This is a genomic window from Streptomyces sp. NPDC001858, assembly GCF_053594615.1.
Map to the genome: position 1 here is coordinate 143,179 of NZ_JBSFEV010000010.1, position 23,328 is coordinate 166,506.

Consider the following 23,328-nt stretch of genomic DNA (forward strand, 5'->3'; position numbering starts at 1 on the left):
CCCGCTGCCCCAAAGGGCGGCGGGCCGTGTGAAGTTGATGCGGAAACTTGGGAGGCGGAACAGGACCTGTGGGGTCAGACCCGGCGGGTGGGCGCCGCGGCGGTCGGCGGGACCGGTGTTCGGGCGGCCTCGGCGCGCCAGGCGTCGGCGAGCTCGGCCGGGAAGCGCCGACCGCTGCGGGTGAGGACTGCACCGGGGGCGAGTTCGAGTTCGTCACCCGGGCGGAACGGCCGGTCGGCGCCCGGCGGCAGCTTCTCCCAGGGGCCGGGTCCGCCCCGGCGGCCGGCGTGCCGCATCCGGGTCCCATAGCTGCTGACGTCACGGCACAGAACCGTGCCGCCGCGCGCGGAGACGGCCACATGCCTGCGGCTGACCCGCGCGGCGATCTCCGGGGACAGCAGACTGTGCAGGGCGATGCCCTCCGGGCCGGGAAAGCGTCCGACGGACGCCTCGGAACCCTCGTCGAGGGTGTACCGGGCCACGCAGGCGCCGTCGATGACCACCTTGAGCTGGGCACAGGCCGGCCGCTCGCCGACCTCCGTGAGCCGGGCGCCGTGGAGCTCGCAGGTGGGGACGCCGCGGCGGATGCGGGGCAGCAGGATCCGGTCGCCCCGGTGGAGGTCGTAGAGCGTGCAGCGGGGTTCCGGGCAGCTCCAGGCCCGCATGATGACGTCGGTCAGCGGGGTCCGGGACGGGCCGAGGAGCCCCTGCTTCTTCAGGGCCGCCAGCTCCATCCGACGGGAGATCTCGGCCTCCGTGCGCACCCCCATGTCCATCGGCACGAGCGTGACCCTCTGGTCGGAGCGGGGCTCGGGGCGCAGGAACTGCCAGGTGTTGCCCTGGATCCACGGGTGTTCGCCACGATGGTCGACGTACTGGTCGCCGGTGACGACCCGGGTGCCGGTCATCCGGGCCAGTTCGAGGATCCGCTCGTCGGCGTCGCCCACCTCCTCCACCAGGCCGTCGGCGACCCAGCGGCGCAGCCGGCGGACCTCGTCCGGGTCGCCGAACTCCCGGTGCCCGCCCAGCAGACTGGTGTCGGCGACCAAGTACACGGACACGTCGGGGTCGCCGGTGAGTTCCATCAGGGCCCGCAGGACGAGCCCCAGGCGGCGCAGGGACCGGGGTCCGCGCGGGCCGATGGAGGTCTGGCGCACGACGTTGGACAGCTCGACCAGATAGTCGGCGCGCTCCGCGGACGCGGCCAGATGATGTTCCATGAACGCCTCACTGTCCGTGTTGTCCGGGCTGTCCGGGCTGTCCGGCGGCCGAGAGCCGGGGGCCGGGGTTCCGGGGGGCCGGGGGGCCGGGGGCCCTCACGATACGGCCGCCCGCCGGGGCCGTGCCATCGGGAAAAGTCCCGTCAACTCCCGTGTTTCCACCGGGATGCCCCGGTAAGCTCACGCCTCGGCGAGCGGAAGGTTGAAGACTTGAACAGTGCTGGAACCGGCGACCCGCTGAGACCACTGAGCGACGACGACCCGCGGGAGGTGGCCGGTTACCGGCTGCTCGCCCGGATCGGCGAGGGCGGCATGGGGTCCGTCTACCTCTCCCGGACGCGCGGCAACCAGCCGGTCGCCCTGAAGCTGATCCGCCGGGACTACGCCCAGGACGAAGAGTTCCGCCGCCGCTTCGAGCAGGAAGCGACCTCCGCTCGCCGGGTGCAGGGCTACCACGTCGTGCCCGTGGTCGACCACGACACCACCGGTCCCCAGCCGTGGCTGGCCACCGCCTACGTCCCCGGCCTCGCCCTGGACCAGGTCCTGACCGGGCACGGGCCGCTTCCGGTGTCCTCGGTGCTCCAGCTCACCGGCTGCGCCGCGGAGGCGCTGAACGCCGTGCACAAGGCGGGCGTGATCCACCGTGACATGAAGCCGAGCAACATCCTCATCGGCTCCGAGGGCCCATGGATCATCGACTTCGGCATCGCGCGGGCCGCCGACGCCACCCAGCTCACCCGTAGCGGCGGTCTCATCGGCACCCCGCAGTTCATGTCGCCGGAGCACGCCAACGGCGGCGACCTCACCCCGGCGACCGACATCTTCTCGCTCGGCCTGATCGCCGCCGTCGCCGCGACCGGACGCCACCCCTACGGCGACTCCGGGGCCATCACCCTGGCCACCAGGATCGCCAACAGCGAGTTCCGCCCGCCGGACCTGACCACGTATCCCGAGCCGCTGCGCACTGTCCTGGAACGCTGCCTGGCCACCGACCCCACGGCCCGCCCCACACCGTCCGAACTTGCGGCAATATGCCAGGAGTTGGGCGAGCGGCAGGCGCGGGACTTCACCGGCTGGCTGCCCGAGCCGGTCGCGGCGGACATCACCCACCGGGAGCAGCTCGCCCAGCAGTGGCCCGAAACCGAGCCCGCCCCCGAGCCCAGAGCGGACGCCGCGACCGTGCCGCCGAGCGCCACAGGAGCCGGCGGACACCCGCCCACCCACGTCCCCCGCCCCGACGAACCGACCCACCACCCCCAGCCACCGCAGCCACTCCAGCCACTCCAGCAGTCGCAGCAGTCGCAGCAGTCGCAGCAGTCGCAGTACGCTCCGGCCCCGTCTGCGCCGCCGACCGGATCCACCACCCCCGCCCCTCCGGGAACACCGGCCGCCCGCCGCCGGACCCCGCTGGGGGTCGGCGCCGTCGCGCTCGCCGTGGTGGTGATCGCGGCAGCCGCCTGGATCTTCACCAAGGGCGACGACAAGGACAAGGACTCCGAGGCCCAGGGCAGCGGCGCAACAGCGTCCTCGACGGCGACCGGGGACGCCCAGGCCCCCGTCGGCACCCCGTCGAGCCCGTCGTCGGACAGCACCGCCCCGTCCACGGCGAGCACGCCGGGCGGCGGCGGGGGCTACGCAGAGGTCTTCAAGGACAAGCCGCTCACCCTGCGGGCGCAGTTCACCACGGGCCGCAGCTCGTACACCAACGTCGACCTGGACGCGCCGGAGATCGACACGCACGCCTCCAGCTCGACGACGGGGGCGGAGCTGCAGTACGAGGAGTTCGGCGGCAGGTACACCCTGCGCTTGGTGACGACCGTGGGCAAGAGCGCGGGCGCCACCCCCGAGCAGTGCGCCGAGGGCGCGGCGACGAACGCGCTCCCCTCCGAGCTCGCCGACGAGGGCCAGGAGAAGGAACTGACCAAGGACACGCTGCTGTGCACGGTCACCGACAAGGGCAACCTGGCGATGCTCAAGATCAAGGACGTCGTCGTCCAGGAGGACTCGTCCGGCTACAAGGCCCGTGACTACACACTGGAGTTGACCCTCTGGAAGGCTCCCTGAGAACACCCACGAAGGCCCGCCGCTCAGCCGAAGAGCCGGAGCGACGGGCCAGGTGACGGGCCCGGTGACGGGCCCGGTGACGGGCCCGGTGACGGGCCCGGTGACGGGCCCGGTGACGGGCCCGGTGACGGGCCCGGTGACGGGGAAGAACGTCAGGCGGTCGTGAACCACACCGTCGTGTCCGCCGGCAGCTTCGCCTCGCCGCCGTCGGTCTCGGTCACCTCACCGCTCGCGAGCAGCACCCGCCCGTACGCGGGAGTCGTCACCGACTCCCCCGTCGTGTTCGCGACGCACACGAACTCCCCGCGGCGGAAGGCGAGTACGCCCTCCGGGGCCTTCAGCCACTCCACCGAGTCGCCGGCGCCCAGGTCGGACTGGGAGCGCCGGATGCCGAGGGCGGAGCGGTAGAGCTCCAGCGTCGAACCGGCCACGCCGGTCTGCGCCTCCACGCTCAGCTCGCCCCAGCCTGCGGGCTGCGGCAGCCAGCTGCCGCCGTCGCCGAAGCCGTACGACGAACCCTCGCGGGTCCATGGGATCGGCACCCGGCAGCCGTCGCGGAAGCCGTCCTGGCCCGCGCCGCGGAAGTACGCCGGGTCCTGGCGCACCTCGTCGGGCAGGTCGACGACGTCCGGGAGGCCGAGCTCCTCGCCCTGATAGACGTACGCCGAGCCGGGGAGCGCCAGCATCAGCAGGGTGGCGGCGCGCGCCCGGCGCAGGCCGAGGGCGCGATCGCCGGCGGTGCGGATCTGGGTGCCGAGGCCGGGCGGGTTGGCGAAGCGGGTGCTGTGCCGGGTCACGTCGTGGTTGGACAGCACCCAGGTGGCGGGGGCGCCGACCGGGCGCATCGACTCCAGCGTGCGGTCGATGACCTCGCGCAGCTCCGCCGCGTCCCACTCGGTGGCCAGGTACTGGAAGTTGAAGGCCTGGTGGAGCTCGTCGGGGCGGACGTAGTTGGCGGTCCGCTCGACGGTCGGCGTCCAGGCTTCCGCCACAAAAATGCGCTCACCGGAGTACTCGTCGAGGATCAACCGCCACTGTCGGTAGATCTCGTGGACGCCGTCCTGGTCGAAGAACGGCATGACATCGTTGCCCAGCAGCTTGAGTTGTTCGTGCGAGCCGAGGTCGGGGAGGCCCTCCGCCTTGACCAGGCCGTGGGCGACGTCGATGCGGAAGCCGTCGACGCCCATGTCGAGCCAGAAGCGCAGGATCGAGCGGAACTCGTCGCCGACGGCCGGGTGTTCCCAGTTGAAGTCGGGCTGCTCGGGCGCGAAGAGGTGGAGGTACCAGTCGCCGTCCGCGACCCTCGTCCAGGCCGGGCCGCCGAAGATGGACTCCCAGTCGTTGGGCGGGAGTTCGCCGTTCTCGCCCTTGCCCGGGCGGAAGTGGTAGCGGTCGCGCAGCGGCGAGCCGGGGCCCTCCGCCACCGCCCGCTTGAACCACTCGTGCTGGTCGGAGGAATGGTTCGGGACGAGGTCGACGATGATCCGCAGCCCGAGTTCACGGGCCTCGCGGATGAGCGCGTCGGCGTCCAGCAGGTTGCCGAACATGGGGTCGACGGCGCGGTAGTCGGCGACGTCGTAGCCGGCGTCGGCCTGCGGGGAGGCGTAGAAGGGGCTGAGCCACACGGCGTCCACGCCGAGGTCGCGCAGGTACGGCAGGCGGGAGCGTACGCCTTCCAGGTCGCCCATGCCGTCGCCGTTGCTGTCGGCGAAGCTGCGCGGGTACACCTGGTAGATCACCGCGTCGCGCCACCAGTCACGGCGCTTGGCGACGGTGGCGACGGCCGAGGTGGCGGAGGGGGCCGGGGCTGCGGAGGGCTGCTGGCTCATGGCGTCCTTGGTACCTAACGGGGTCATGGGATCAGGTGAAGTAGGGGACGGAGGAGAGGGAGGACGAGGCGGCCGCGATGCCGGCGGGGTCTGGGGGTCCCCCCTCTGGGGGAGGACACCGCGACCACCTCGAGTGTGCGGGGCGCTTAAGGGGCGCGAGGCTGTATCTGATATGCGGCTCCGCCGCGCGGGCGCGACCAGCCACGACGAAAGCCGCAGACAAAAGACGGCCCACGACGCCGAACTGGCGGTCAGCCCTTCGTGCCGCCCGCGGTAAGCCCGGTCACGAGGTTCTTCTGCACGAGGTAGAAGAACAGCGCGGCCGGTATCGCGATGAGCACCGCCGTCGCGGCCATCAGGTTGCGCTGGGCGTCGTGCTCGCTGACGAACGACTGCAGGCCCACGGCAAGCGTGTACTTGTCGTCGCTGAGCATGAACGTCGAAGCGAACGCGACCTCGCTGAAGGCGGTGAGGAAGTTGTAGAAGGCGGCTACCGCGAGGCCGGGCTTGGCGAGCGGGAGGATCAGCCGGAAGAAGGTGCCGAAGGGGGTGAGTCCGTCGACGCGTCCGGCCTCGTCGATCTCGAAGGGGATGGTGTCGAAGTACCCCTTGAGCAGCCAGGCGCTGTACGGGATGACCGTCGTGCAGTAGACGAGGATCAGGCCGAAGTAGTTGTCGATGAGCTGAAGGTCGGACAGGATCTGGTACATCGGCACCATCAGCACGGCGACCGGGAACATCTGGGTGACCAGCAGCACCCACATGAACTTCTTGTAGCCGGGAAAGCGCATGCGGGAGACGGCGTAACCGGTGGTGGCGGCGATGAGCACGCCGATGGCGGTGGTGCCGAGCGTGACGATGAGCGAGCTCTTCAACCAGTCGAAGAACTTGGTGTGTTCGAGGACGAACGTGTAGTTGTCGAACGTCATCTTGCCCCAGATGCCGCCCGGGTGCAGATAGTCGTCCTTGTCCGGGCCGAGGGACAGATAGACGAGCCAGCCGATCGGGAAGAGCGCGATCACGCTCGCGACGATCAGGACGGCGTGCGAGCCGAGCGAGCCGGCGAGGCTGATCTCGCCGCGCCTGCGGGCCCGGCGCGGGGCCTTCGGACGGCTCTGCTCTCCGACGACCTGGGCGGAGGTCTCTGCGGTGGTGGTGCTCATGGGAACTCCTGCCTCAGATCGCGAGCTGCTGCTCGTTGCGGTTCAGCCAGCGGCGGTAGAACGAGGTGAAGACGATCAGGATGGCCAGCAGCAGGATGCCGTACGCGGCCGACTGGGCGAAGTCACGCGGCTGTTGTCCGAAGCCGAGGTAGTACGCCCAGGTGACGAGGATCTGCGCGTCCGGGGCGGTGGTGCCGAACAGCAGGAAGATCACGGCGAACTGGTTGAACGTCCAGATGATGCCGAGCAGGACGACGGTGGAGCTGACCGACCTCAGGCCCGGCAGGGTGACGTAGCGGAAACGCTGCCAGGCGCTCGCGCCGTCCATCTCGGCGGCCTCGTAGAGGGAGCCGTCGATCGCCTGCAGGCCGCCGAGCAGCGAGATCATCATGAACGGCACACCGCACCAGGTGTTGACCATGATCGCGGCGAACCGCTGCCAGAAGGTGTCCTCCAGCCAGAGCGGCGTGGGCAGATGGAGGAGGTCGAGCCCGGAGTTGATGATGCCGCCGTCCGCGAGCATGAAACGCCAGCCGAACACGGTGACGAACGTGGGCACCGCCCATGGGAGGACCAGGATCAGCCGGTACAGGGTGCGCCCGCGCAGCTTCTGGTTGAGGAGCAGGGCGAGGCCGAGGCCGATGCCGTAGTGCAGGGCGACGCAGGACGCCGTCCAGACGATCGTCCAGATGAAGTGCGACCAGAAGCGGTCGTAGGCGGTCGGGCCCCACAGGATGTCGGCGTAGTTGTCGAGGCCGATGAACGTGTAGGTGGCGTCGATGTGGTTGACGCCGATCGTGCGCGCGGTGTTGAGGCTGTTGGCGTCGGTGAGGGTGAGGTAGAGGCCGTACGCCAGGGGGTAGAGCACGAGGACGCCGAGGACGACCGCCACCGGGGCGATCATGGCGTAGGCGTACCAGTGTTTCTGATAGCCGCGCTTGAGGCGTCCGGCGCGGCCGGGTCCTGGCTCACGGTCACCGCGGCGCTTGCCGGTGGCGCGGTCGATGGCGACTGTCATGGTTCGACACCTTCTGGATCTTCACGCTGCGTCTTCGATGGGGCGTACGGCGTACAGGCCGGTGGCCGCCGGATCTCTCCCCCCGCTGTCCGTGGGAGATCCGGCGGCCACGCGGGGCTCACTTGCTGAAGTCCGGCACCAGCTTGGCGATGGCGAGTTCAGCGTTGCTCAGGCCCTTGTCGAGGGTCTCCTTGCCGCCCGCGATCTTGGGCAGTTCGGTGTCCAGCGGGCCCCACAGGGAGCTGTACTCCGGCAGGGCCGGGCGCGGCTGGGCGGCGGACAGGACGGTCTGGTAGCCGGCGATGCCCGGGTCGGCCTTGACGGCGGCGGTGTAGGCGTCGTCGCGCGTCGGCAGCGTGGAGTTCTTCTGCGCGATGGTGGCCTGGGAGCTCGCGGAGGTCATGAAGTTGAGGAACTTCAGCGCGGCGGCCTGGTGGGCCTTGTCGGAGCCGGCGTAGACCGAGAGGTTGTGGCCGCCGGTCGGGGCGCCCGCCGTGCCGGTGGAGCCGGCCGGGACGGTGGCGATGCCGAGGTTGGCCTTGTCGGTGAAGGCGCTGCCCTTGTAGAAGTTCGTGATCTCCCACGGGCCCTGGACGATCGCGGCGACCTTGCCGTTGACGAAGGCGTCCTGGATGTGGGCGTAGGCGTCGGCGGTGGTGTCGGCCTTGTGCAGGCCCTTGCCGTCGAAGAGGCCGAGCCAGGTGCCGTACGCCTTCTTCGCCGCCGCCGAGTTCACGGTGATCTTCTTGGCGTCGGCGTCGACGGTGTCTGCGCCCTCGCCGTAGAGGAAGGACTGGGCGTAGTAGGCCTGGGTGGAGCCCCAGTAGCCGTCGACGCCGGTCTTGTCCTTGATGGTGGCGGCGGCGGTCTTCAGCTCGTCCCAGGTCTTGGGGGCCTCGGTGATGCCGGCCTTGGTGAAGAGGGCCTTGTTGTAGACCAGCGCGAGGGTGTCGGTGACGATCGGCACGCCGTACGTCTTGCCCTCGTACTTGGCCTGCTCGATCAGGTTCGGCTTGAACTCGGCCTGGTCCTTGAGGGCGTCGGTGCCGTCCAGGGGCAGGAAGTAGCCCTTCTTGGCGAAGGCGGGGGTCCAGCCGACCTCGGAGCGCAGCACGTCCGGGGCGCCGGACGCGCCGGCGGCGGTGTCGAACTTGTTCTGCGCCTGGTCGAAGGGCACGTTGACGTACTTGACCTTGACGTCCTTGTTGGCGGCCTCGAACTGCTTGACCAGGGCCTGGTACGTCGGCGCCTCATTGGTGGCGTTGGAGGTGTCCCACCAGGTGATGGTGACCGGCCCGGACGAGTTGTCGCTGCCGCTGTCGTCCCCGCCGCAGGCCGTCGCCGCGAGGGCGAAGGACGCCACCAGCGCGGTGGCCGCTATGCCACGCCGCATGAGTTTCTCCTTGAGGGTGAAAGCCCGTATGAGCCACAGGAAGCGGTCCCGTCCGCAGCCCTGCCGCCTTGCCGACTTGCCGACCGCGCCGATGGGGGCCCCTCCCGCTCGAGTCGGTTCGAGAGTGGGGGACGCAGCCGGGCGACGTGAACGTAACAGCGATGTAAGCGGCACGAAAGACCTTGCAGCAAAAAAGTGCAAGACACCCCCGAAGTTATCCGCACGTGACCCCTGCGTAACCTCCCCTCGACCGCCGTGAGACCGTTGTTGTCGCGGTTGAACGGCCTTGCGGCAGGGCACACGGCTGCTGTGCAAGACTCTGCAAGCTCTTGCCATCACTTTCACGAGGGAGCTCGATGACGCAGCAGCCCGGCGCGAGTCGTTCACCAGGTCGTCCGCGGCGTCCCGTCGGTGTGCAAGCAGGCACCCGACCGGTACAGTCCACCCCTGTGACCACACGGCTTGCCGACATCGCTGCGCAGGCGGGGGTGAGCGAAGCGACCGTCAGCCGCGTCCTCAACGGCAAGCCTGGCGTCGCCGCCACCACCCGTCAGTCCGTGCTCGCCGCTCTGGACGTCCTGGGCTACGAGCGCCCGGTCCGGTTGCGTCAGCGCAGCGCGGGTCTGGTCGGCCTGATCACGCCGGAGCTGGAGAACCCGATATTCCCGGCCCTGGCCCAGGTCATCGGCCAGGCGCTGACCCGCCAGGGCTACACCCCGGTGCTCGCCACCCAGACCCCGGGCGGCTCCACGGAGGACGAGCTGACCGAGATGCTGGTCGACCGTGGGGTGGCCGGCATCATCTACGTCTCCGGGCTGCACGCGGACACCACGGCCGACATGCAGCGCTACGAGCAGCTGCGGGCGCAGGGCGTGCCGTTCGTCCTGGTGGACGGCTTCTCCCCGAAGGTCCAGGCGCCGTTCATCTCCCCCGACGACCGGGCGGCGATGACCCTGGCGGTCACCCACCTCGTCTCGCTCGGCCACACCCGGATCGGACTGGCCCTCGGCCCGAAGCGGTTCGTGCCGGTCCAGCGCAAGATCGAGGGCTTCGTGCGGGCGATGCAGGAGCAGCTGCGGCTGAGCCCGGAGACGATCGAGACCGAGCTGGTCCAGCACTCCCTCTACACCCTGGAGGGCGGCCAGGCGGCGGCCACGGCCCTGATCGACCGGGGCTGCACGGCCGTCGTCTGCGCGAGCGACATGATGGCCCTCGGCGCGATACGGGCGGCCCGCCAGCGCGGCCTCGCGGTCCCGCAGGACGTCTCGGTGGTCGGCTTCGACGACTCTCCGCTGATCGCCTTCACCGACCCGCCGCTGACGACCGTCCGCAAGCCGGTCCCGGCGATGGGCCAGGCCGCCGTCCGCACGCTCCTGGAGGAGATCGGCGGGACTCCCGCGCCCCACAGCGAGTTCGTGTTCATGCCGGAACTGGTGGTGCGCGGTTCGACGGCTTCGGCCCCCGGGGACCGGAATCGTCCGTAAGGCGGAGACGTCGGGGTCTCCCCCAATGCGTCGGTAGCAGACGAAGGCATCCTCCCGCCGTAGAACGTGCGCGGCGAACCCGACCGAGGGATGATCGGCCGAGGGGGCTTATCTGGCAGACTTTATGTCCATGGGTGAATCGACTGTGACGCCACTGGAAGGCCGTGACCAGGCCGTTCCGCAGCCCGTCACGGCCGGGACCCGGCCCCGGCGGCTGGACCGCCTGCGCACCCCCCGCCGCCCTCGCCTCTGGTTCGAGATCCTGCTCGTCGCGGTGAGTTACTGGACGTACTCACTGGTGCGCAACGCGGTCCCCGAGCAACGGGCCGAGGCGCTGCGCAACGCGGACTGGATCTGGCGGATGGAGCACCATCTCGGCCTGGCCGTGGAGGAGTCCGTCAACCACGCGGTGAACTCGGTGACCTGGCTCATCGTGGGCATGAACTACTACTACGCGACGCTGCACTTCATCGTGACCCTGACCGTCCTGGTCTGGCTCTACCGCAGCCATCCGGGCCGCTACGCGGCGACGCGCCTGGTGCTCTTCGCCACCACGGCGGTGGCCCTGGTCGGCTACTACCTGTACCCGCTCGCGCCGCCGCGCCTGATGCCGGGCGGCGACTTCATCGACACGGTGATGGTCCACCAGACGTGGGGCTCGATGGCCTCCGGCGACCTCAAGCACATGTCGAACCAGTACGCGGCGATGCCCTCCATGCACATCGGCTGGTCCCTGTGGTGCGGTCTGACGATCTTCGCGCTCGCGTCGGTCCCGTGGGTACGGGTCCTGGGCCTGCTGTACCCGGCGGCGACCCTGGTGGTCATCGTCGCCACCGCCAACCACTTCTGGCTGGACGCGGTCGGCGGCGTCGTCTGCCTGGCCTTCGGCTTCACGGTGGCCAGTGTCTGGTACGGAGCCCTGCCGTACTCCCTGCCCCGACTGGCTCCGCCGAAGAAACGAAACAAGCCGCTGTCCCTGACCAAGGCATAAGCCTCAGCCACCGCGCACCCCCAGTCACCCTCAGGTAGGCCCGCAGACGACGGGGCCCCACCGCCGCCGCCCGCCACAGCCCGAACCTCAACCGTCCCCTCGATGCACCACACACCCCCCGGTCACCGTCAGCCGCACCGGCGCCTGCGCCAGCTCGTCCGCGGGAGCCTCGACAGGGTCCAGTCCCAGCGCGGTGAGGTCGGCCCGCAGACCGACGGCGACGCGCCCCGCGACCTCGCTCTCCCCCGCGGCCCGAGCGGCATGCGTGGTGCACCCCTCCAGCGCCTCCAGACCTGTCAGCCCCGCCCGCGCCGCAGCGGCGCCGCGCGGCGCCCGGGCGTCGGCCAGCACGCCGCGTACGTCGTAGGGGGCGATGGGCCAGTCCGAGCCGAGGGCGACCGTCGCGCCGGCGTCCCGCAGATCCCGTAGCCGCCAGGCGCGCCCGGCCCGCTCGGCGCCGAGCCGCCGGGACCACTCGTCGGTGCCGTCGGCCCGCGTGTAGGCGGTGTGCGGCGGCTGCATCGAGGCCGCCACCCCCAGCTCGGCGAACCGCGGCAGCACCGCGTCGGGCACGCTCTCGATGTGCTCGACCCGGTGCCGCCCCCGGGCCCCGGCCCCCAGCCCGGCCACCACATCGAGCACATGCCGCACGGCCGCGTCCCCGATGGCATGGGTGGCGGTACGCACCCCGCGCGCGTGCAGCGACCGCACCGCCTCGGCATAGGCCCCGGGATCCGGCCAGAACGCGGCGGTCCCCTGTCCGTGGCAGTCGGCATGCTCCAGCCACGCGGTTCCCCCCTCCACGGTCCCGTCCATGAAGAACTTCACCCCGTCGACGACCCAGTGCCGTCCGCCCCGCCCCTGCTGGGCCACCAGCTCCGCCAGCCCGGCCGCGTCCACGCCCGGCATGCACCAGGGCGCGAACCGCAGCCGCACCGGCAGCACGGTCTCCCGGGCCACCTCCGCGACCAGCTCCGGATCCCCCGCGTCCATGACATGCGCCCCGGTCAGCCCGGTGGCCGCCATCGCGGAGAGCAGCGAGACGAGCCGCTCCCGCCGGGCCGCGTACGAAGGCCGGGGCGCGACCCGCGCCACCAGCTCCACGGCGGCGTGCTCGACGAGATGCCCGGTGGGCCGCCCATCTCCGTCGCAGACCACCTCCGACCGCTGCGCGAAGTCCCGGGCCCCGGTCACGCCCGCCGCGGTCAGCGCCGCGCCGCTGACCAGCGCGGAGTGCCCGTCGTACAGCCGCACAAAGGCCGGCGCGCCGCCGAGGACGTCCTCCACGAGCGCCCGGTCGACGGCCCGCCCCTCGAACGCGTTGTGATCGAGCCCGAACCCGACGACCCACCCGTCGATCCGCTCGGCGCCGGCCAGGGCCTGCCGCAGCCCCGCGAGATCGGCCACCCCCGACAGATCCACGCCGGTCGCCAGGTCCAGCCCCCACACGGGGTGACTGTGCGCGTCGACGAGCCCCGGCACGAGATGGGCGCCCGTCAGGGGCACGACCTCGGTGCCCGACCCGCGCCAGTCGCGTACGTCGTTCTCGTCGCCGACGGCCGCGATCACCCCGTCGCGCACGGCGACGGCGGTGGCGTACGGCCGGGCGGGATCGAGCGTGCGCACGTGGGCGCCGACGAGGATCAGGTCGGGGACGGTCACGAGGTGAGCTCCTCTACGGGTTCGGCGGGCTCGACGGAATCCGCCGGCTCCACAGGCTCGGCGGCGAAGTTCGCGTACACGAGGGGCCGCGTGAGGCGCAGCCACCAGGCCAGCCCGAGCCCCACAACAAAAACGACGGGCGCAAGGACGATCAGCAGCGTGTTCACGGCGTCGGAGGCCCCGGTGAACAGGTCGATATGGGTGACGACGAGCCCTATCGCACCGGCCAGCAGCACGGCGGCGACGACTGACGACGTCAGCCGTCAAACAACGCACCAGCAGACGCGGAGCCGGAGCCGGAGCCATAGCCGGAGGTGCAGCCGGAGCCAGAGCCGGAGGTGCAGCCGGAGCCGGAGGTGGAACCGAAGCCGGAGGTGGAACCGGAGATGGAACCCGAACCGGAGGCGGAGGTGGAACCCGAACCCGAACCGGAGGCGGAGGTGGAACCCGAACCCGAACCGGAGGCGGAGGTGGAACCCGAACCCGAACCGGAGGTGGAGCCGAAGCCAGATCCGGAACCGGAACCGGACCCCGAACCCGAACCCGAACCGGAATCGGAATGGGAGGCAACCCGCAACGCATCGATGAACGCATCCAGGGCGGCCTGTTCAGGTGCCGTCTCCCGAACCACCGCACAGATGCCCCGCACCGGCACCGGATCACGCACCTCCCGCACGACCACCCCCGGATGCCGACTCCCCAGCCCCAGCCGAGGCACGAGACTCACGCCCAGCCCCGCGGCGACGAACCCCTGGGCGGTCACGTAGTCCTCGCTCTCGACGACGAACCGGGGCCGGAACCCGACAGCGGCACAGGCGTCGAGCTGGGCGTCGAGACAGGGCCCGGGCCACTCGCTCCCGACGAACGCCTCGGCGGCCAACTCGACCAGCCGCAGACTCCGCCGCCCGGCAAGCCGATGCCCGCGAGGCAGCACGGCGAGGTAGGGATCGTCCAGCAGCGGAACGACGCGCAGGCCGCTCCCCACCCCGCCCTCCCCCTTCACCAGCAGGGCCAGATCGGCCCGTCCCTCCCGCACCGCGGCCAGCGAGTCCGCGGGGTCGCCGGTCAGCTTCAGATCGATCTGCACCCCGGGATGCCCCGCCCGCAACCGGGCCAGGGCCGGCGCGACCAGCCCGGCCCCCGCCGTGGCGAAGTACCGCACAGAGAGCCGCCCGGTACGCCCGGCCAGCAGATCCGCGAGCGCGGCCTCGGCCTCGGCGACCTGCCGCCCGATGGAGTCCGCGTACTCGGTGAGCAACAACCCGGCGGCGGTGGGCCGAACCCCCCGCCCCACCCGCTCCAACAACACAGCCCCGGCTTCCTTCTCCAGGGCAGCGATCTGCTGACTGACGGCGGACGGCGTATACCCCAGCACACCCGCGGCCCCCGTGACGGACCCACTCCCCACGACCGCCCGCAACACCTGCATCCGCCGCACATCAAGCATGCAGCCCAGCTTAACGAACCATCAAGAACATTTCACTTGTCCTCACACATCGCGCAGCCCACCGTAGAGAGCATGTCCTCCGCCCTCCGCATGGCAGCGCTGGCCCTCTTCTGGGGCTCCGGCTTCCTCTGGATCAAGGTTGCCCTGACCCACGGCCTGACCCCCGCCCAGATCACGATCATCCGCTGCGCCCTGGGCACAGCCGTACTCCTCCTCCTGGCCCACCGCGCAGGCCAACGACTCCCCCGCTCCAGAACCACCTGGCGCCACCTGACGGTGGCCGCCCTGTTCTGCAACGCGATCCCCTTCACCCTCTTCGCCCTCGGCGAGCAACACGTGGACTCAGGCCTGGCCGGCGTCCTGAACGCCACGACCCCCCTCTGGTCCCTGCTCATCGGCATCACCCTGGGCACGGACCGCACCACCCACCCCGCCCGCCTGACCGGCCTCTTCCTGGGCTTCGCCGGCACGGTCCTGATCTTCGCCCCCTGGCACCACGAGGGCCTGCTCACCTGGCCCGCCCTGGCCCTGCTGGCCGCGGCGGCCAGCTACGCGGTGGCCTTCGCCTACATGGCCCGCCATCTGACGACCCAGGACGCCCCCCTGGCCATGTCGGCAGCCCAACTCCTCGCCGCCACAGCCTGGACCACCCTGGCCCTCCCCACGGCCACCGCCTTCCACCCCGACGTCATCGCGCTCCTGACGGTCACGGCCCTGGGCGTGCTGGGCACAGGACTCACCTTCTACCTCAACTACCGCCTGATAGCGGACGAGGGCCCCACCACAGCGGCAACGGTCGGCTACCTCCTCCCGGTGGTCTCCATAGCCCTGGGCGCAGCGATCCTGGACGAACACATCGGCCCCCGAGTCATGGCAGGCATGGCGGTAGTACTACTGGGAGTGGCCCTGACCCGCACAAGGGACCGCAAGGAGTCACCCCCTACGACGCTCACCGGCAAAGCAACGGGAGCGGGCCGTGGCGGTGCGTCGCAGCCCGTCGCTTAGCTCGTCACAGCCAAGTCCGACTGTGGCAGCGGGCAGCAGTACGCCCAACACGCGACGGGCTCGACGCACCGCCACGGCCCCGACCCCCCACTGCCCTCCGCCGCGTAAGCCGAACAACGCGAGCCAGCCACGAAACCCGAGCTACCCCCCATAGAAGAGCTCGTCGACAACCCCCCGAGCCCGCCGAGCGGTACGCCGATAGTCATCGAGCATGTCCCCCACCCGCCCCGGCCCATACCCCAAGTACCGCCCCACCGCGACGAGTTCACGCGCGCCGGACGGAAACGTGTCCCCGGCCCGCCCCCGCACCAGCATCACCGCGTTGCGCACCCGAGTGGCCAGCACCCACGCCTCGTCCAGGATCGCGGCCTCCTCCTCCCCGATGAGCCCGGCCGCCCGCGCAGCGGCCAGCGCGTCACGGGTCCGGGTGGTCCGCAGCCCCGGATGCGTCGCGCCGTACCGCATCTGAACGAGCTGAACGGTCCACTCCACATCGGACAGCCCACCCGGCCCGAGCTTCGTATGCAGCTTGGGATCGGCCCCCCGGGGCAGCCGCTCCGACTCCATCCGGGCCTTCAGCCGCCGGATCTCCCGCACGGCGTCCTCGGAGAGCCCGTCCGCCGGATACCGCAGCGGATCGACGACGGCAATGAACCGCCGCCCCAACTCCTCGTCACCAGCGACGACTTCGGCCCGCAGCAGCGCCTGCGACTCCCAGACCAGCGACCACCGCCGGTAGTAGGCCTCGTAGGAGTTCAACGTCCGTACGAGCGGCCCGGACTTCCCCTCCGGACGCAGGTCGGCATCGACCAGCAGCGGCGGATCGGCGCTGGGAATCTGCAGCAACCGTCGCATCTCGGAGACGACCTTGTTGGCGGCCTCGGAGGCCTCCCGTTCATCGACCCCGTCCCGGGGCTCATGCACGAACAGCACATCCGCATCGGACCCGTAGCCCAGCTCATGACCACCGAACCGCCCCATCCCCACCACCGCGAACCGCGTGGGCAGGGTGTCCCCCCACCCGTCCCGCACCACAGCCCGCAACGTGCCGGCCAGCGTAGCGGCCGTGAGATCGGAGACCGCGCCCCCCACCAGATCCACCAGCGCACCCTGATCGGCCTCGACCGGATGCGCCTCGGTCCCGTAGGAGGCGACGATGTCCGCGGCAGCGGTACGGAACAACTCACGCCGACGAACCCCGCGTGCAGCGGTGACGGCCTGCACCACACCCTCGGCCCGCCCCACCGCAGCAAGTGTCTCCTGCTCCAACTGCTCCCGCCCGCGAGGCTCCAGCCCCCCGCCGTCACCGTCACCGAGCAGCGCAACGGCCTCCGGAGCGCGCATCAGCAGATCAGGGGCGAGCCGCCCGGCGGACAGCACGCGCGCAAGGTTCTCCGCGGCAGCCCCTTCGTCCCTCAACAACCGCAGATACCAAGGCGTCTTGCCGAGCGCGTCGGACACCTTCCGAAAATTCAGAAGCCCCGCGTCCGGATCGGCGGAGTCCGCGAACCAGCCCAACAGCACAGGCAGCAGGGTGCGTTGGATGGCGGCCTTCCGCGTGACGCCGGAGGCAAGCGCTTCAATATGCCGCAACGCAGCAGCAGGATCGGCGTACCCAAGAGCCACGAGCCGCTCCCTGGCAGCCTCCGGACTCAACCGAACTTCCCCGGGCGCGAGTTGGGCGACCGCATCGAGCAACGGCCGGTAGAAGAGCTTCTCGTGCAGCCGCCGCACGACCGCCGCATGCCGCTTCCACTCCCGGGTCAGCTCGACGACCGGATCGGTGCGCAGCCCGAGAGAGCGGCCGAGCCGCCGCAGGTCGCTCTCGCCCTCCGGAACGAGATGGGTGCGCCGCAGCCGGTACAGCTGGATCCGGTGCTCCATGGACCGCAGAAACCGGTAGGCGACGTCGAGCTGTTCGGCGTCAGCACGCCCCACATACCCACCCGAGGCCAGCGCCTGCAACGCGTCCAGCGTCGTACCGCTCCGCAACGAGACGTCGGCCCGCCCGTGCACGAGCTGCAACAGCTGCACGGCGAACTCGACGTCCCGCAACCCCCCGGGCCCGAGCTTCAGTTCCCGCTCGACCTCGGCGGCCGGGATGTTCTCGACGACGCGCCGCCGCATCCGCTGCACGTCGACGACGAAGTTCTCCCGCTCGGCGGCCTTCCACACCAGGGGCTCGACGGCGGCGACGTACGCGGCCCCCAGCTCCAGGTCCCCGGCCACCGGCCGCGCCTTCAACAATGCCTGGAACTCCCAGGTCTTGGCCCAGCGCTGGTAGTAGACGAGATGGCTGCTGAGCGTCCGCACGAGCGGCCCGTTGCGCCCCTCGGGCCGCAGGTTGGCGTCGACGGGCCAGATGGACCCTTCCACGGTGGTCTCGGAGCAGATCCGCATCATGTGCGAGGCGAGCTTCGTGGCGGCCCGCAGCGCCTTGCCCTCGTCGGCCCCGTCCACGGACTCCCCCACGAAGATGACATCGACGTCGGAGACATAGTTGAGCTCATGGCCCCCGCACTTGCCCATCGCGATGACGGCGAGCCGGCACAAGGCGGCGTCGTCGGGAGCGGCGGCCTGCGCCAGACCGAGGGCGGCCCGCAGGGTCGCCGTGGCGAGGTCGGCGAGCTCGGCGGCGGTCTCGGCGAGATCGGTGGTCCCGCACACATCACGGGCCGCGATGGACAGCAGGCAGCGCCGGTAGGCGACCCGCAGCAGCACCGGATCGGTGGCCTCGGCGAGGCCCCGCTCGAACTCCTCGACCCCGGGATGCAGATCCCGGGGCTCGTAGGTGACCAGTGCCTCCCAGTCCCTCGGATGCCGGGCCAGGTGGTCGGCGAGCGCGGCGGACGCCCCCAGGACCCCCAGCAGCCGGTCCCGCAGCGGCTTGGCCGCTATCAACGTGTCGAGCAGTTCCCGCCGGGCGGTGGGCCCCGTCTGCGCCTCCAGCAGCCGGACCAGGCCGTGCAGCGCGAGGTCGGGATCGGCGGTGCCCCCCAGGGCCTCCAGCAGAAACGGATCGTCGCGCACCGGGGACAGTTCGGGCCCGTCCAGGAGCCGCTCGGCGGCGGAGGGGTCGGTGAAGCCGTGCCGCAGCAGTCGGGTGAAGGTGCTGCTCCTGCGCCCCGGCGCCATCATCACAGGCCTCCTCGTGCGATCAAGGTCGTCCGGTCGAGCGTAACCCGCACCTCAGGGTGGCGCGCCGGGCCGGCTTCGGGTTCTGTGGGCTGAGTACGCGCAGTTCGCCACGAAGGAGTCCCGCATGAGCCCCAAGAACGCCATGAACATGACCCTCGAAGTGATCCTGCTGCCGGTGTCGGACGTGGACCGCGCCAAGGAGTTCTACCGGGACAAGGTCGGCTTCCACGTCGATCTCGACGGCGAGGTGATGGAGGGCGTACGGATCGTGCAGCTCACCCCGCCGGGATCGGGCTGTTCGATCGCCCTGGTGGACGGCCTGGAGGTCCCGACGGGCACCCCGCGGCCGGGCACGTACCACGGCATGCAACTCTGCGTGACGGACGCGAAGGCGGCGTACGAGGAGCTGACGGCCCGCGGCCTGGAGGTCACCGAACCCCAGCAGTTCTCGCCCCAGGACGGAGCGACCTTCATGTACTTCAAGGACCCGGACGGCAACGGCTGGGCGATCCAGGAGTACAAGCGCAGGGAGACCGAGCCCCTGCACCAACTGCTCGCCAACCTGGCAGCCCAGTAGCTCCCACGCGAAGGTCCTCCTGGCTCCTACCGAGACTCGCGCCGGGCGCCGGGAATACCCGGCGGCGTCTGCACATCAGCGCTCACCTGCCCGCCCAGGGTCATCACGTTGAGGGTCGCGGAGTTCTCGTTGGCGATGGCGCTCTCCGTACGAGCGACCAAGGTGGTGAACGCTTCGCTCTCCGAGAGCCCCGCGTAGGGCCCCACCTTGGTCTCGAAGTAGATGCGTTCGTGCCCGAGGAGCTGTTCGGTCGACCGGTAGTTCTTCCACTGCTCCCGGTAGCGGTACACGCTCTCCAGTGAGACGGAGCCGACGACGATCAGACTGAGCACCGTGGCGGTGAGTTTCGCGAAGGACAGGTCGAGGTTGACCAGCACAGGGACCAAGGCTCCCCCGACGACGGAGATCGTCCGCATCCGAAGATGCATCGCCTTCGTCTTGACGGCCTTCCTGTCGTACCACTTCTGGTACTGGTCCAGCCTTCCCTCCACGTAGTCCTGCGCCGCGGCGACAGACCGGGAGACAGCGGGGTGAGCTTCGAGCGACTGACCGTCATCCGTCCCTGACATGCCCGCAAGTACATCGGTGACAGATCGACGCAGTCAACCGACCGACGCAACCCCGAACCCCCGCTTCGAACACCACGGGGCCGACGATCCACAACCGTCGGCCCCGGGAACTGCGTCATCGGGCCCCCCGCCCCAACGCACCCCTACAACTACAACTACAACACCGGCAGATTCTTCCGCAGTTCGAACGCGGTCACCTCGGACCGGTACTCGTGCCACTCCGCGCGCTTGTTGCGCAGGAAGAAGTCGAAGACGTGCTCGCCGAGCGTCTCGGCGACGAGGTCGCTGCGCTCCATCAGCGTCAGCGCCTCGCCGAGGTTCTGCGGCAGCGGCTCGATGCCCATGGCGCGGCGCTCCGCGTCCGACAGCGCCCAGACGTCGTCCTCGGCGCCCGGCGGAAGCTCGTAGCCCTCCTCGACGCCCTTGAGGCCGGCGGCGAGCAGCATGGCGTAGGCCAGGTACGGGTTGGCGCCGGAGTCGAGCGAGCGGACCTCGATGCGCGCGGAGCCGGTCTTGCCGGGCTTGTACATGGGGACGCGGACCAGGGCCGAGCGGTTGTTGTGGCCCCAGCAGATGTAGGACGGCGCCTCGCCGCCCGCGCCGGCCGTGCGCTCGGAGCCGCCCCAGATGCGCTTGTAGGAGTTGACCCACTGGTTGGTGACGGCGGCGATCTCGGCGGCGTGCTTCAGCAGACCGGCGATGAACGACCGGCCGACCTTCGACAGCTGGTACTCCGAGCCCGACTCGTAGAACGCGTTCCGGTCGCCCTCGAAGAGCGAGAGGTGGGTGTGCATTCCGCTGCCGGGGTGCTCGCTGAACGGCTTGGGCATGAACGTCGCCTGGACGCCCTGCTCCAGTGCGACCTGCTTCATGACCAGGCGGAACGTCATGATGTTGTCGGCCGTGGAGAGCGCGTCGGCGTAGCGCAGGTCGATCTCCTGCTGGCCGGGGGCGCCCTCGTGGTGGGAGAACTCGACCGAGATGCCCATGGACTCGAGCATGGTGATCGCCTGGCGGCGGAAGTCCATGCCGACGTTGTGCGGAGTGTGGTCGAAGTAGCCGGAGTTGTCGGCCGGGGTGGGGCGGGAGCCGTCGGTCGGCTTGTCCTTCAGCAGGAAGAACTCGATCTCCGGGTGGGTGTAGAAGGTGAAGCCCAGGTCGGAGGCGCGGGCGAGGGCCCGCTTGAGGACGTAGCGCGGGTCCGCGAAGGACGGGGAGCCGTCCGGCATGAGGATGTCGCAGAACATGCGGGCGGTGCCGGGGGCCTCGGCGCGCCAGGGCAGCACCTGGAAGGTGGACGGGTCCGGCTTGGCGATCATGTCGGACTCGTAGACCCGGGCGAAGCCCTCGATCGCGGAGCCGTCGAAGCCGATACCCTCGTCGAACGCCTGCTCGAGCTCGGCCGGGGCCACGGCGACGGACTTGAGGAAGCCCAGGACGTCCGTGAACCACAGCCGTACGAACCGGATGTCGCGCTCCTCCAACGTCCGGAGCACGAACTCCTGCTGCTTGTCCATCTTCCGCTTCCCCATCCTTGCTGGTCAGGCCGCCTGTCTCGCGTCCCACGGAGCGGCGGTCGGGCACCCGAGCATCACACCACAACACCATTTCGTGCGCGTTGCCGACCATGATCGCCTCGGCGACCGGGGCCTGAACGCCTCGCGTCGGGCAGGTGTACTGCTCTGCCGCCCATCTTGCCTGCTCGGACCGACATCCGTAATGCCCGACCCCCTCCGTCTCACCCCGCCCACTTAATTTGCATCTCAGATGCAACTTTAGCTAGTGTCCTGCACAGAGCGCCGGCAGCCCAGACCAGGCCGGCGATGCCAGAGGAGGCCTTGATGCTGTCCGAGCAGTCCGCAGCCACCGTCCGCGCCACGCTCCCCGCCGTGGGCGGCGCGATCGGCGAGATCACGGAACGCTTCTACGGCGACCTGTTCGCCGCCCACCCGGAGCTGCTGCGCGACGTCTTCAACCGCGGCAACCAGGCCTCCGGCGCGCAGAGCCAGGCCCTCGCGGGATCCATCGCCGCCTTCGCGGCCTACATCGTGGACCACCCGGACGACCGGCCCGACGCGATGCTCGGCCGCATCGCCCACAAGCACGCCTCCCTGGGCATCACCCCCGATCAGTACGCCATCGTCTACAAGTACCTCTTCGGCGGCATCGTGGCGGTGCTCGGCGACGCGGTGACGCCCGAGGTGGCGGCCGCCTGGACCGAGGTCTACTGGCTGATGGCGAACGCGCTGATCGCGATCGAGAAGCGGCTGTACGAGGAGAGCGGCAGCGACGGCACCCGGCGTGAGTGGGAGGTCGTGGAACGCATCCAGGAGACCCCGGACGTCGTCACCTTCCGGCTGCGCCCGCTCGACGGCTCCCCGGTCCGGGACTTCCGCGCGGGCCAGTACGTGTCCGTCCGCGTCGAACTCCCGGACGGCGCCCGCCAGACCCGCCAGTACAGCATCTCCGGCGCACCGGGTTCGGGCGTGCGCCAGATCAGCGTCAAGCGGGAGCCCGGCGGCCCGACGACCCCGCAGGGCGAAGTCTCCAACCACCTCCACGCGCGCGTGGACGTGGGCAGCGTCCTGGAGGTCTCCGAGCCGTACGGCGATCTGGTGCTCGACAGCAGCGAGAGCACGCCGCTGCTGCTGGCCTCGGCCGGCATCGGCGTGACGCCGATGGTCGCGATGCTGGCGCACCTTGCGGCGACGGGCCACCAGGCTCCGGTCACGGTCGTCCACGCGGACCGCTCCCCCGCGGCCCACGCCCTGCGCGCCGACCACGAGACCTACGCGGAGAAGCTGCCGGACGCCTCCCTGCACCTCTGGTACGAGCAGGAGGCCCCCGAGCACGCCCGCGCGGGACGGACCGACCTCACCGACGTCCCCGTCGCGCCCGGCACGCGCGCGTACCTGTGCGGTCCGCTGCCGTTCATGCGGGCGGTGCGGGCCCAGCTGATCGAGAAGGGCGTCGCCCCGGCCGACGTGCACTACGAGGTGTTCGGCCCGGACCTCTGGCTGGCGAAGGCCTGAGCCAGGCTCCCTCCAGACCCGGCCGCACTCAGGGCTCGATGGGCAGGCCCGGCGGCCGGGCTGGATCGTAGTGGGCGCGGGCGAAGGCGTCGTCCGCGCGGTGGACGACGTCCGGCCCGGGCGGGGCGGGCCACACGCTCAGGAAGTGCTCCTCGACGGGCTCGTCACCCGGGTCCTCACTCGGGTGCGCGCCCGCGTCCCGCCCCCGCGCCCGGGCGCGGACCCGGTACCACCCGGCTCCGGCGGTGGCGAAGTTCCCCGCGTCCGCCTCGACGTCCCCGCCCCACCGGCACAGCCACAGCGCCCCGCTGGTGCTGCAGACGCTCACGTCGACAACGGTCTCCCACTCCGCGTCACCGGCCGACGGCGGCTCCTGCACGCACTGTTCGGTCGTCAGCCGAATCCGTCCGGTGTGCGTCCCGGCAAACAGCGTGAGGTGCTCCGGTCCGCCGGCCGCCAGGCTGTTGCCCGCGAAGATCCGCTCGACGGTGTCGGAGTCGTCGTACTCGGTGAGGAACTCGTCGCCCTGAAGGTAGTACTGGCAGTACGAGACGAACACGCGGTCGGATGTCCAACGTAGGTAGCGCATCCGCCCGATGATGCCCCGGCCCACCGACAACCCGCCTCCGCCGCTCCGGCCGCCGTGCCCGGCACAGTGGACGTATGAGCTCGAATCGCCTTCGAGGCCACGATGTCCGAACTCCGGTTGCTTGGCGTGGAGTTCGAGGAGGTCGAC

General features: G+C 70.6%; 17 protein-coding genes and 1 pseudogene. 6 read left to right on the forward strand and 12 right to left on the reverse strand.

Annotation, left to right across the window (positions count from 1 at the left end; all coding sequences use genetic code 11):
- Window positions 1–74 precede the first annotated feature (74 nt).
- Window positions 75–1,220, reverse strand: a complete 1,146-nt coding sequence (locus ACWCPF_RS17225) for an FHA domain-containing protein (protein WP_451045847.1) — start codon at window positions 1,218–1,220, stop codon at window positions 75–77.
- Between the two features lie 210 nt (window positions 1,221–1,430).
- On the opposite strand from ACWCPF_RS17225, the gene ACWCPF_RS17230 reads away from it, so the two are divergent.
- On the forward strand, window positions 1,431–3,284 hold the full coding sequence (locus ACWCPF_RS17230; protein WP_451045848.1) for a protein kinase domain-containing protein: 1,854 nt from the start codon (window positions 1,431–1,433) through the stop codon (window positions 3,282–3,284).
- Between the two features lie 152 nt (window positions 3,285–3,436).
- On the opposite strand, the gene ACWCPF_RS17235 is transcribed toward ACWCPF_RS17230, so the two are convergent.
- The 4 genes from ACWCPF_RS17235 to ACWCPF_RS17250 all read right to left on the reverse strand — a co-directional run bounded on the left by ACWCPF_RS17235 (window position 3,437) and on the right by ACWCPF_RS17250 (window position 8,687).
- Window positions 3,437–5,113: a glycoside hydrolase family 13 protein gene (locus ACWCPF_RS17235; RefSeq protein WP_451045849.1), complete on the reverse strand. Its 1,677-nt coding sequence runs from the start codon at window positions 5,111–5,113 to the stop codon at window positions 3,437–3,439.
- Window positions 5,114–5,364: 251 nt separating this feature from the next.
- Complete coding sequence (locus ACWCPF_RS17240) at window positions 5,365–6,276, reverse strand: sugar ABC transporter permease (protein ID WP_451045850.1); 912 nt, start codon at window positions 6,274–6,276, stop codon at window positions 5,365–5,367.
- A 13-nt stretch (window positions 6,277–6,289) separates the two neighbouring features.
- Window positions 6,290–7,294, reverse strand: a complete 1,005-nt coding sequence (locus ACWCPF_RS17245) for a carbohydrate ABC transporter permease (protein WP_451045851.1) — start codon at window positions 7,292–7,294, stop codon at window positions 6,290–6,292.
- A 118-nt stretch (window positions 7,295–7,412) separates the two neighbouring features.
- Entirely contained in the window at window positions 7,413–8,687 is a 1,275-nt protein-coding gene (locus tag ACWCPF_RS17250) for an extracellular solute-binding protein (RefSeq protein WP_451045852.1), read from the reverse strand.
- Window positions 8,688–9,136: 449 nt separating this feature from the next.
- Here ACWCPF_RS17250 and ACWCPF_RS17255 point away from each other — a divergent pair, with 449 nt between their 5' ends.
- Together ACWCPF_RS17255 and ACWCPF_RS17260 are read left to right on the forward strand one after the other, a co-directional pair.
- Complete coding sequence (locus ACWCPF_RS17255; protein WP_451045853.1) at window positions 9,137–10,171, forward strand: LacI family DNA-binding transcriptional regulator; 1,035 nt, start codon at window positions 9,137–9,139, stop codon at window positions 10,169–10,171.
- A gap of 130 nt (window positions 10,172–10,301) precedes the next feature.
- Window positions 10,302–11,162: a phosphatase PAP2 family protein gene (locus ACWCPF_RS17260; RefSeq protein WP_451045854.1), complete on the forward strand. Its 861-nt coding sequence runs from the start codon at window positions 10,302–10,304 to the stop codon at window positions 11,160–11,162.
- A gap of 87 nt (window positions 11,163–11,249) precedes the next feature.
- Here the strand turns inward: ACWCPF_RS17260 and ACWCPF_RS17265 are convergent, their stop codons facing one another.
- The 3 genes and pseudogenes from ACWCPF_RS17265 to ACWCPF_RS17275 all read right to left on the reverse strand — a co-directional run.
- A complete protein-coding gene (locus ACWCPF_RS17265; RefSeq protein ID WP_451045855.1) occupies window positions 11,250–12,824 on the reverse strand; it encodes an amidohydrolase in 1,575 nt (524 codons plus the stop codon).
- Complete coding sequence (locus tag ACWCPF_RS17270; RefSeq protein ID WP_451045856.1) at window positions 12,821–13,060, reverse strand: hypothetical protein; 240 nt, start codon at window positions 13,058–13,060, stop codon at window positions 12,821–12,823. Before ACWCPF_RS17270 ends, ACWCPF_RS17265 begins: the two co-directional genes overlap by 4 nt.
- Window positions 13,061–13,365: 305 nt before the next feature.
- A pseudogene (locus tag ACWCPF_RS17275) lies at window positions 13,366–14,253 on the reverse strand (LysR family transcriptional regulator); the annotation flags it as partial.
- Window positions 14,254–14,343: 90 nt separating this feature from the next.
- On the opposite strand from ACWCPF_RS17275, the gene ACWCPF_RS17280 reads away from it, so the two are divergent.
- The gene (locus ACWCPF_RS17280; protein ID WP_451045857.1) at window positions 14,344–15,276 is read left to right on the forward strand and encodes a DMT family transporter; all 933 of its coding nucleotides are present in this window, start codon (window positions 14,344–14,346) and stop codon (window positions 15,274–15,276) included.
- A 141-nt stretch (window positions 15,277–15,417) separates the two neighbouring features.
- Here the strand turns inward: ACWCPF_RS17280 and ACWCPF_RS17285 are convergent, their stop codons facing one another.
- On the reverse strand, window positions 15,418–18,414 hold the full coding sequence (locus ACWCPF_RS17285; RefSeq protein WP_451045858.1) for a bifunctional [glutamine synthetase] adenylyltransferase/[glutamine synthetase]-adenylyl-L-tyrosine phosphorylase: 2,997 nt from the start codon (window positions 18,412–18,414) through the stop codon (window positions 15,418–15,420).
- A 142-nt stretch (window positions 18,415–18,556) separates the two neighbouring features.
- On the opposite strand from ACWCPF_RS17285, the gene ACWCPF_RS17290 reads away from it, so the two are divergent.
- Entirely contained in the window at window positions 18,557–18,991 is a 435-nt protein-coding gene (locus ACWCPF_RS17290) for a VOC family protein (protein ID WP_451045978.1), read from the forward strand.
- A gap of 26 nt (window positions 18,992–19,017) precedes the next feature.
- Here the strand turns inward: ACWCPF_RS17290 and ACWCPF_RS17295 are convergent, their stop codons facing one another.
- Window positions 19,018–19,560 (reverse strand): DUF4231 domain-containing protein, encoded by a 543-nt coding sequence (locus tag ACWCPF_RS17295; protein ID WP_451045859.1) that lies wholly within the window; start codon window positions 19,558–19,560, stop codon window positions 19,018–19,020.
- A gap of 155 nt (window positions 19,561–19,715) precedes the next feature.
- Window positions 19,716–21,077, reverse strand: a complete 1,362-nt coding sequence (locus tag ACWCPF_RS17300; RefSeq protein WP_351916609.1) for a glutamine synthetase family protein — start codon at window positions 21,075–21,077, stop codon at window positions 19,716–19,718.
- 324 nt (window positions 21,078–21,401) lie between these two features.
- Between ACWCPF_RS17300 and ACWCPF_RS17305 the strand changes: the two genes are divergently transcribed.
- A complete protein-coding gene (locus ACWCPF_RS17305) occupies window positions 21,402–22,592 on the forward strand; it encodes a globin domain-containing protein (protein ID WP_451045860.1) in 1,191 nt (396 codons plus the stop codon).
- 28 nt (window positions 22,593–22,620) lie between these two features.
- On the opposite strand, the gene ACWCPF_RS17310 is transcribed toward ACWCPF_RS17305, so the two are convergent.
- On the reverse strand, window positions 22,621–23,181 hold the full coding sequence (locus ACWCPF_RS17310) for a hypothetical protein (RefSeq protein ID WP_451045861.1): 561 nt from the start codon (window positions 23,179–23,181) through the stop codon (window positions 22,621–22,623).
- Window positions 23,182–23,328 lie beyond the last annotated feature (147 nt).

Bases quoted from the DNA above. Each gene is read 5' to 3' on its own strand.
- ACWCPF_RS17295 (WP_451045859.1), bottom strand. From the start codon at position 19,560: ATGTCAGGGACGGATGACGGTCAGTCGCTCGAAGCTCACCCCGCTGTC.
- ACWCPF_RS17310 (WP_451045861.1), bottom strand. From the start codon at position 23,181: ATGCGCTACCTACGTTGGACATCCGACCGCGTGTTCGTCTCGTACTGC.
- ACWCPF_RS17240 (WP_451045850.1), bottom strand. From the start codon at position 6,276: ATGAGCACCACCACCGCAGAGACCTCCGCCCAGGTCGTCGGAGAGCAG.
- ACWCPF_RS17260 (WP_451045854.1), top strand. From the start codon at position 10,302: ATGGGTGAATCGACTGTGACGCCACTGGAAGGCCGTGACCAGGCCGTT.
- ACWCPF_RS17245 (WP_451045851.1), bottom strand. From the start codon at position 7,294: ATGACAGTCGCCATCGACCGCGCCACCGGCAAGCGCCGCGGTGACCGT.
- ACWCPF_RS17305 (WP_451045860.1), top strand. From the start codon at position 21,402: ATGCTGTCCGAGCAGTCCGCAGCCACCGTCCGCGCCACGCTCCCCGCC.
- ACWCPF_RS17280 (WP_451045857.1), top strand. From the start codon at position 14,344: ATGTCCTCCGCCCTCCGCATGGCAGCGCTGGCCCTCTTCTGGGGCTCC.
- ACWCPF_RS17290 (WP_451045978.1), top strand. From the start codon at position 18,557: ATGAACATGACCCTCGAAGTGATCCTGCTGCCGGTGTCGGACGTGGAC.
- ACWCPF_RS17235 (WP_451045849.1), bottom strand. From the start codon at position 5,113: ATGAGCCAGCAGCCCTCCGCAGCCCCGGCCCCCTCCGCCACCTCGGCC.
- ACWCPF_RS17300 (WP_351916609.1), bottom strand. From the start codon at position 21,077: ATGGACAAGCAGCAGGAGTTCGTGCTCCGGACGTTGGAGGAGCGCGAC.
- ACWCPF_RS17250 (WP_451045852.1), bottom strand. From the start codon at position 8,687: ATGCGGCGTGGCATAGCGGCCACCGCGCTGGTGGCGTCCTTCGCCCTC.
- ACWCPF_RS17225 (WP_451045847.1), bottom strand. From the start codon at position 1,220: ATGGAACATCATCTGGCCGCGTCCGCGGAGCGCGCCGACTATCTGGTC.
- ACWCPF_RS17285 (WP_451045858.1), bottom strand. From the start codon at position 18,414: ATGATGGCGCCGGGGCGCAGGAGCAGCACCTTCACCCGACTGCTGCGG.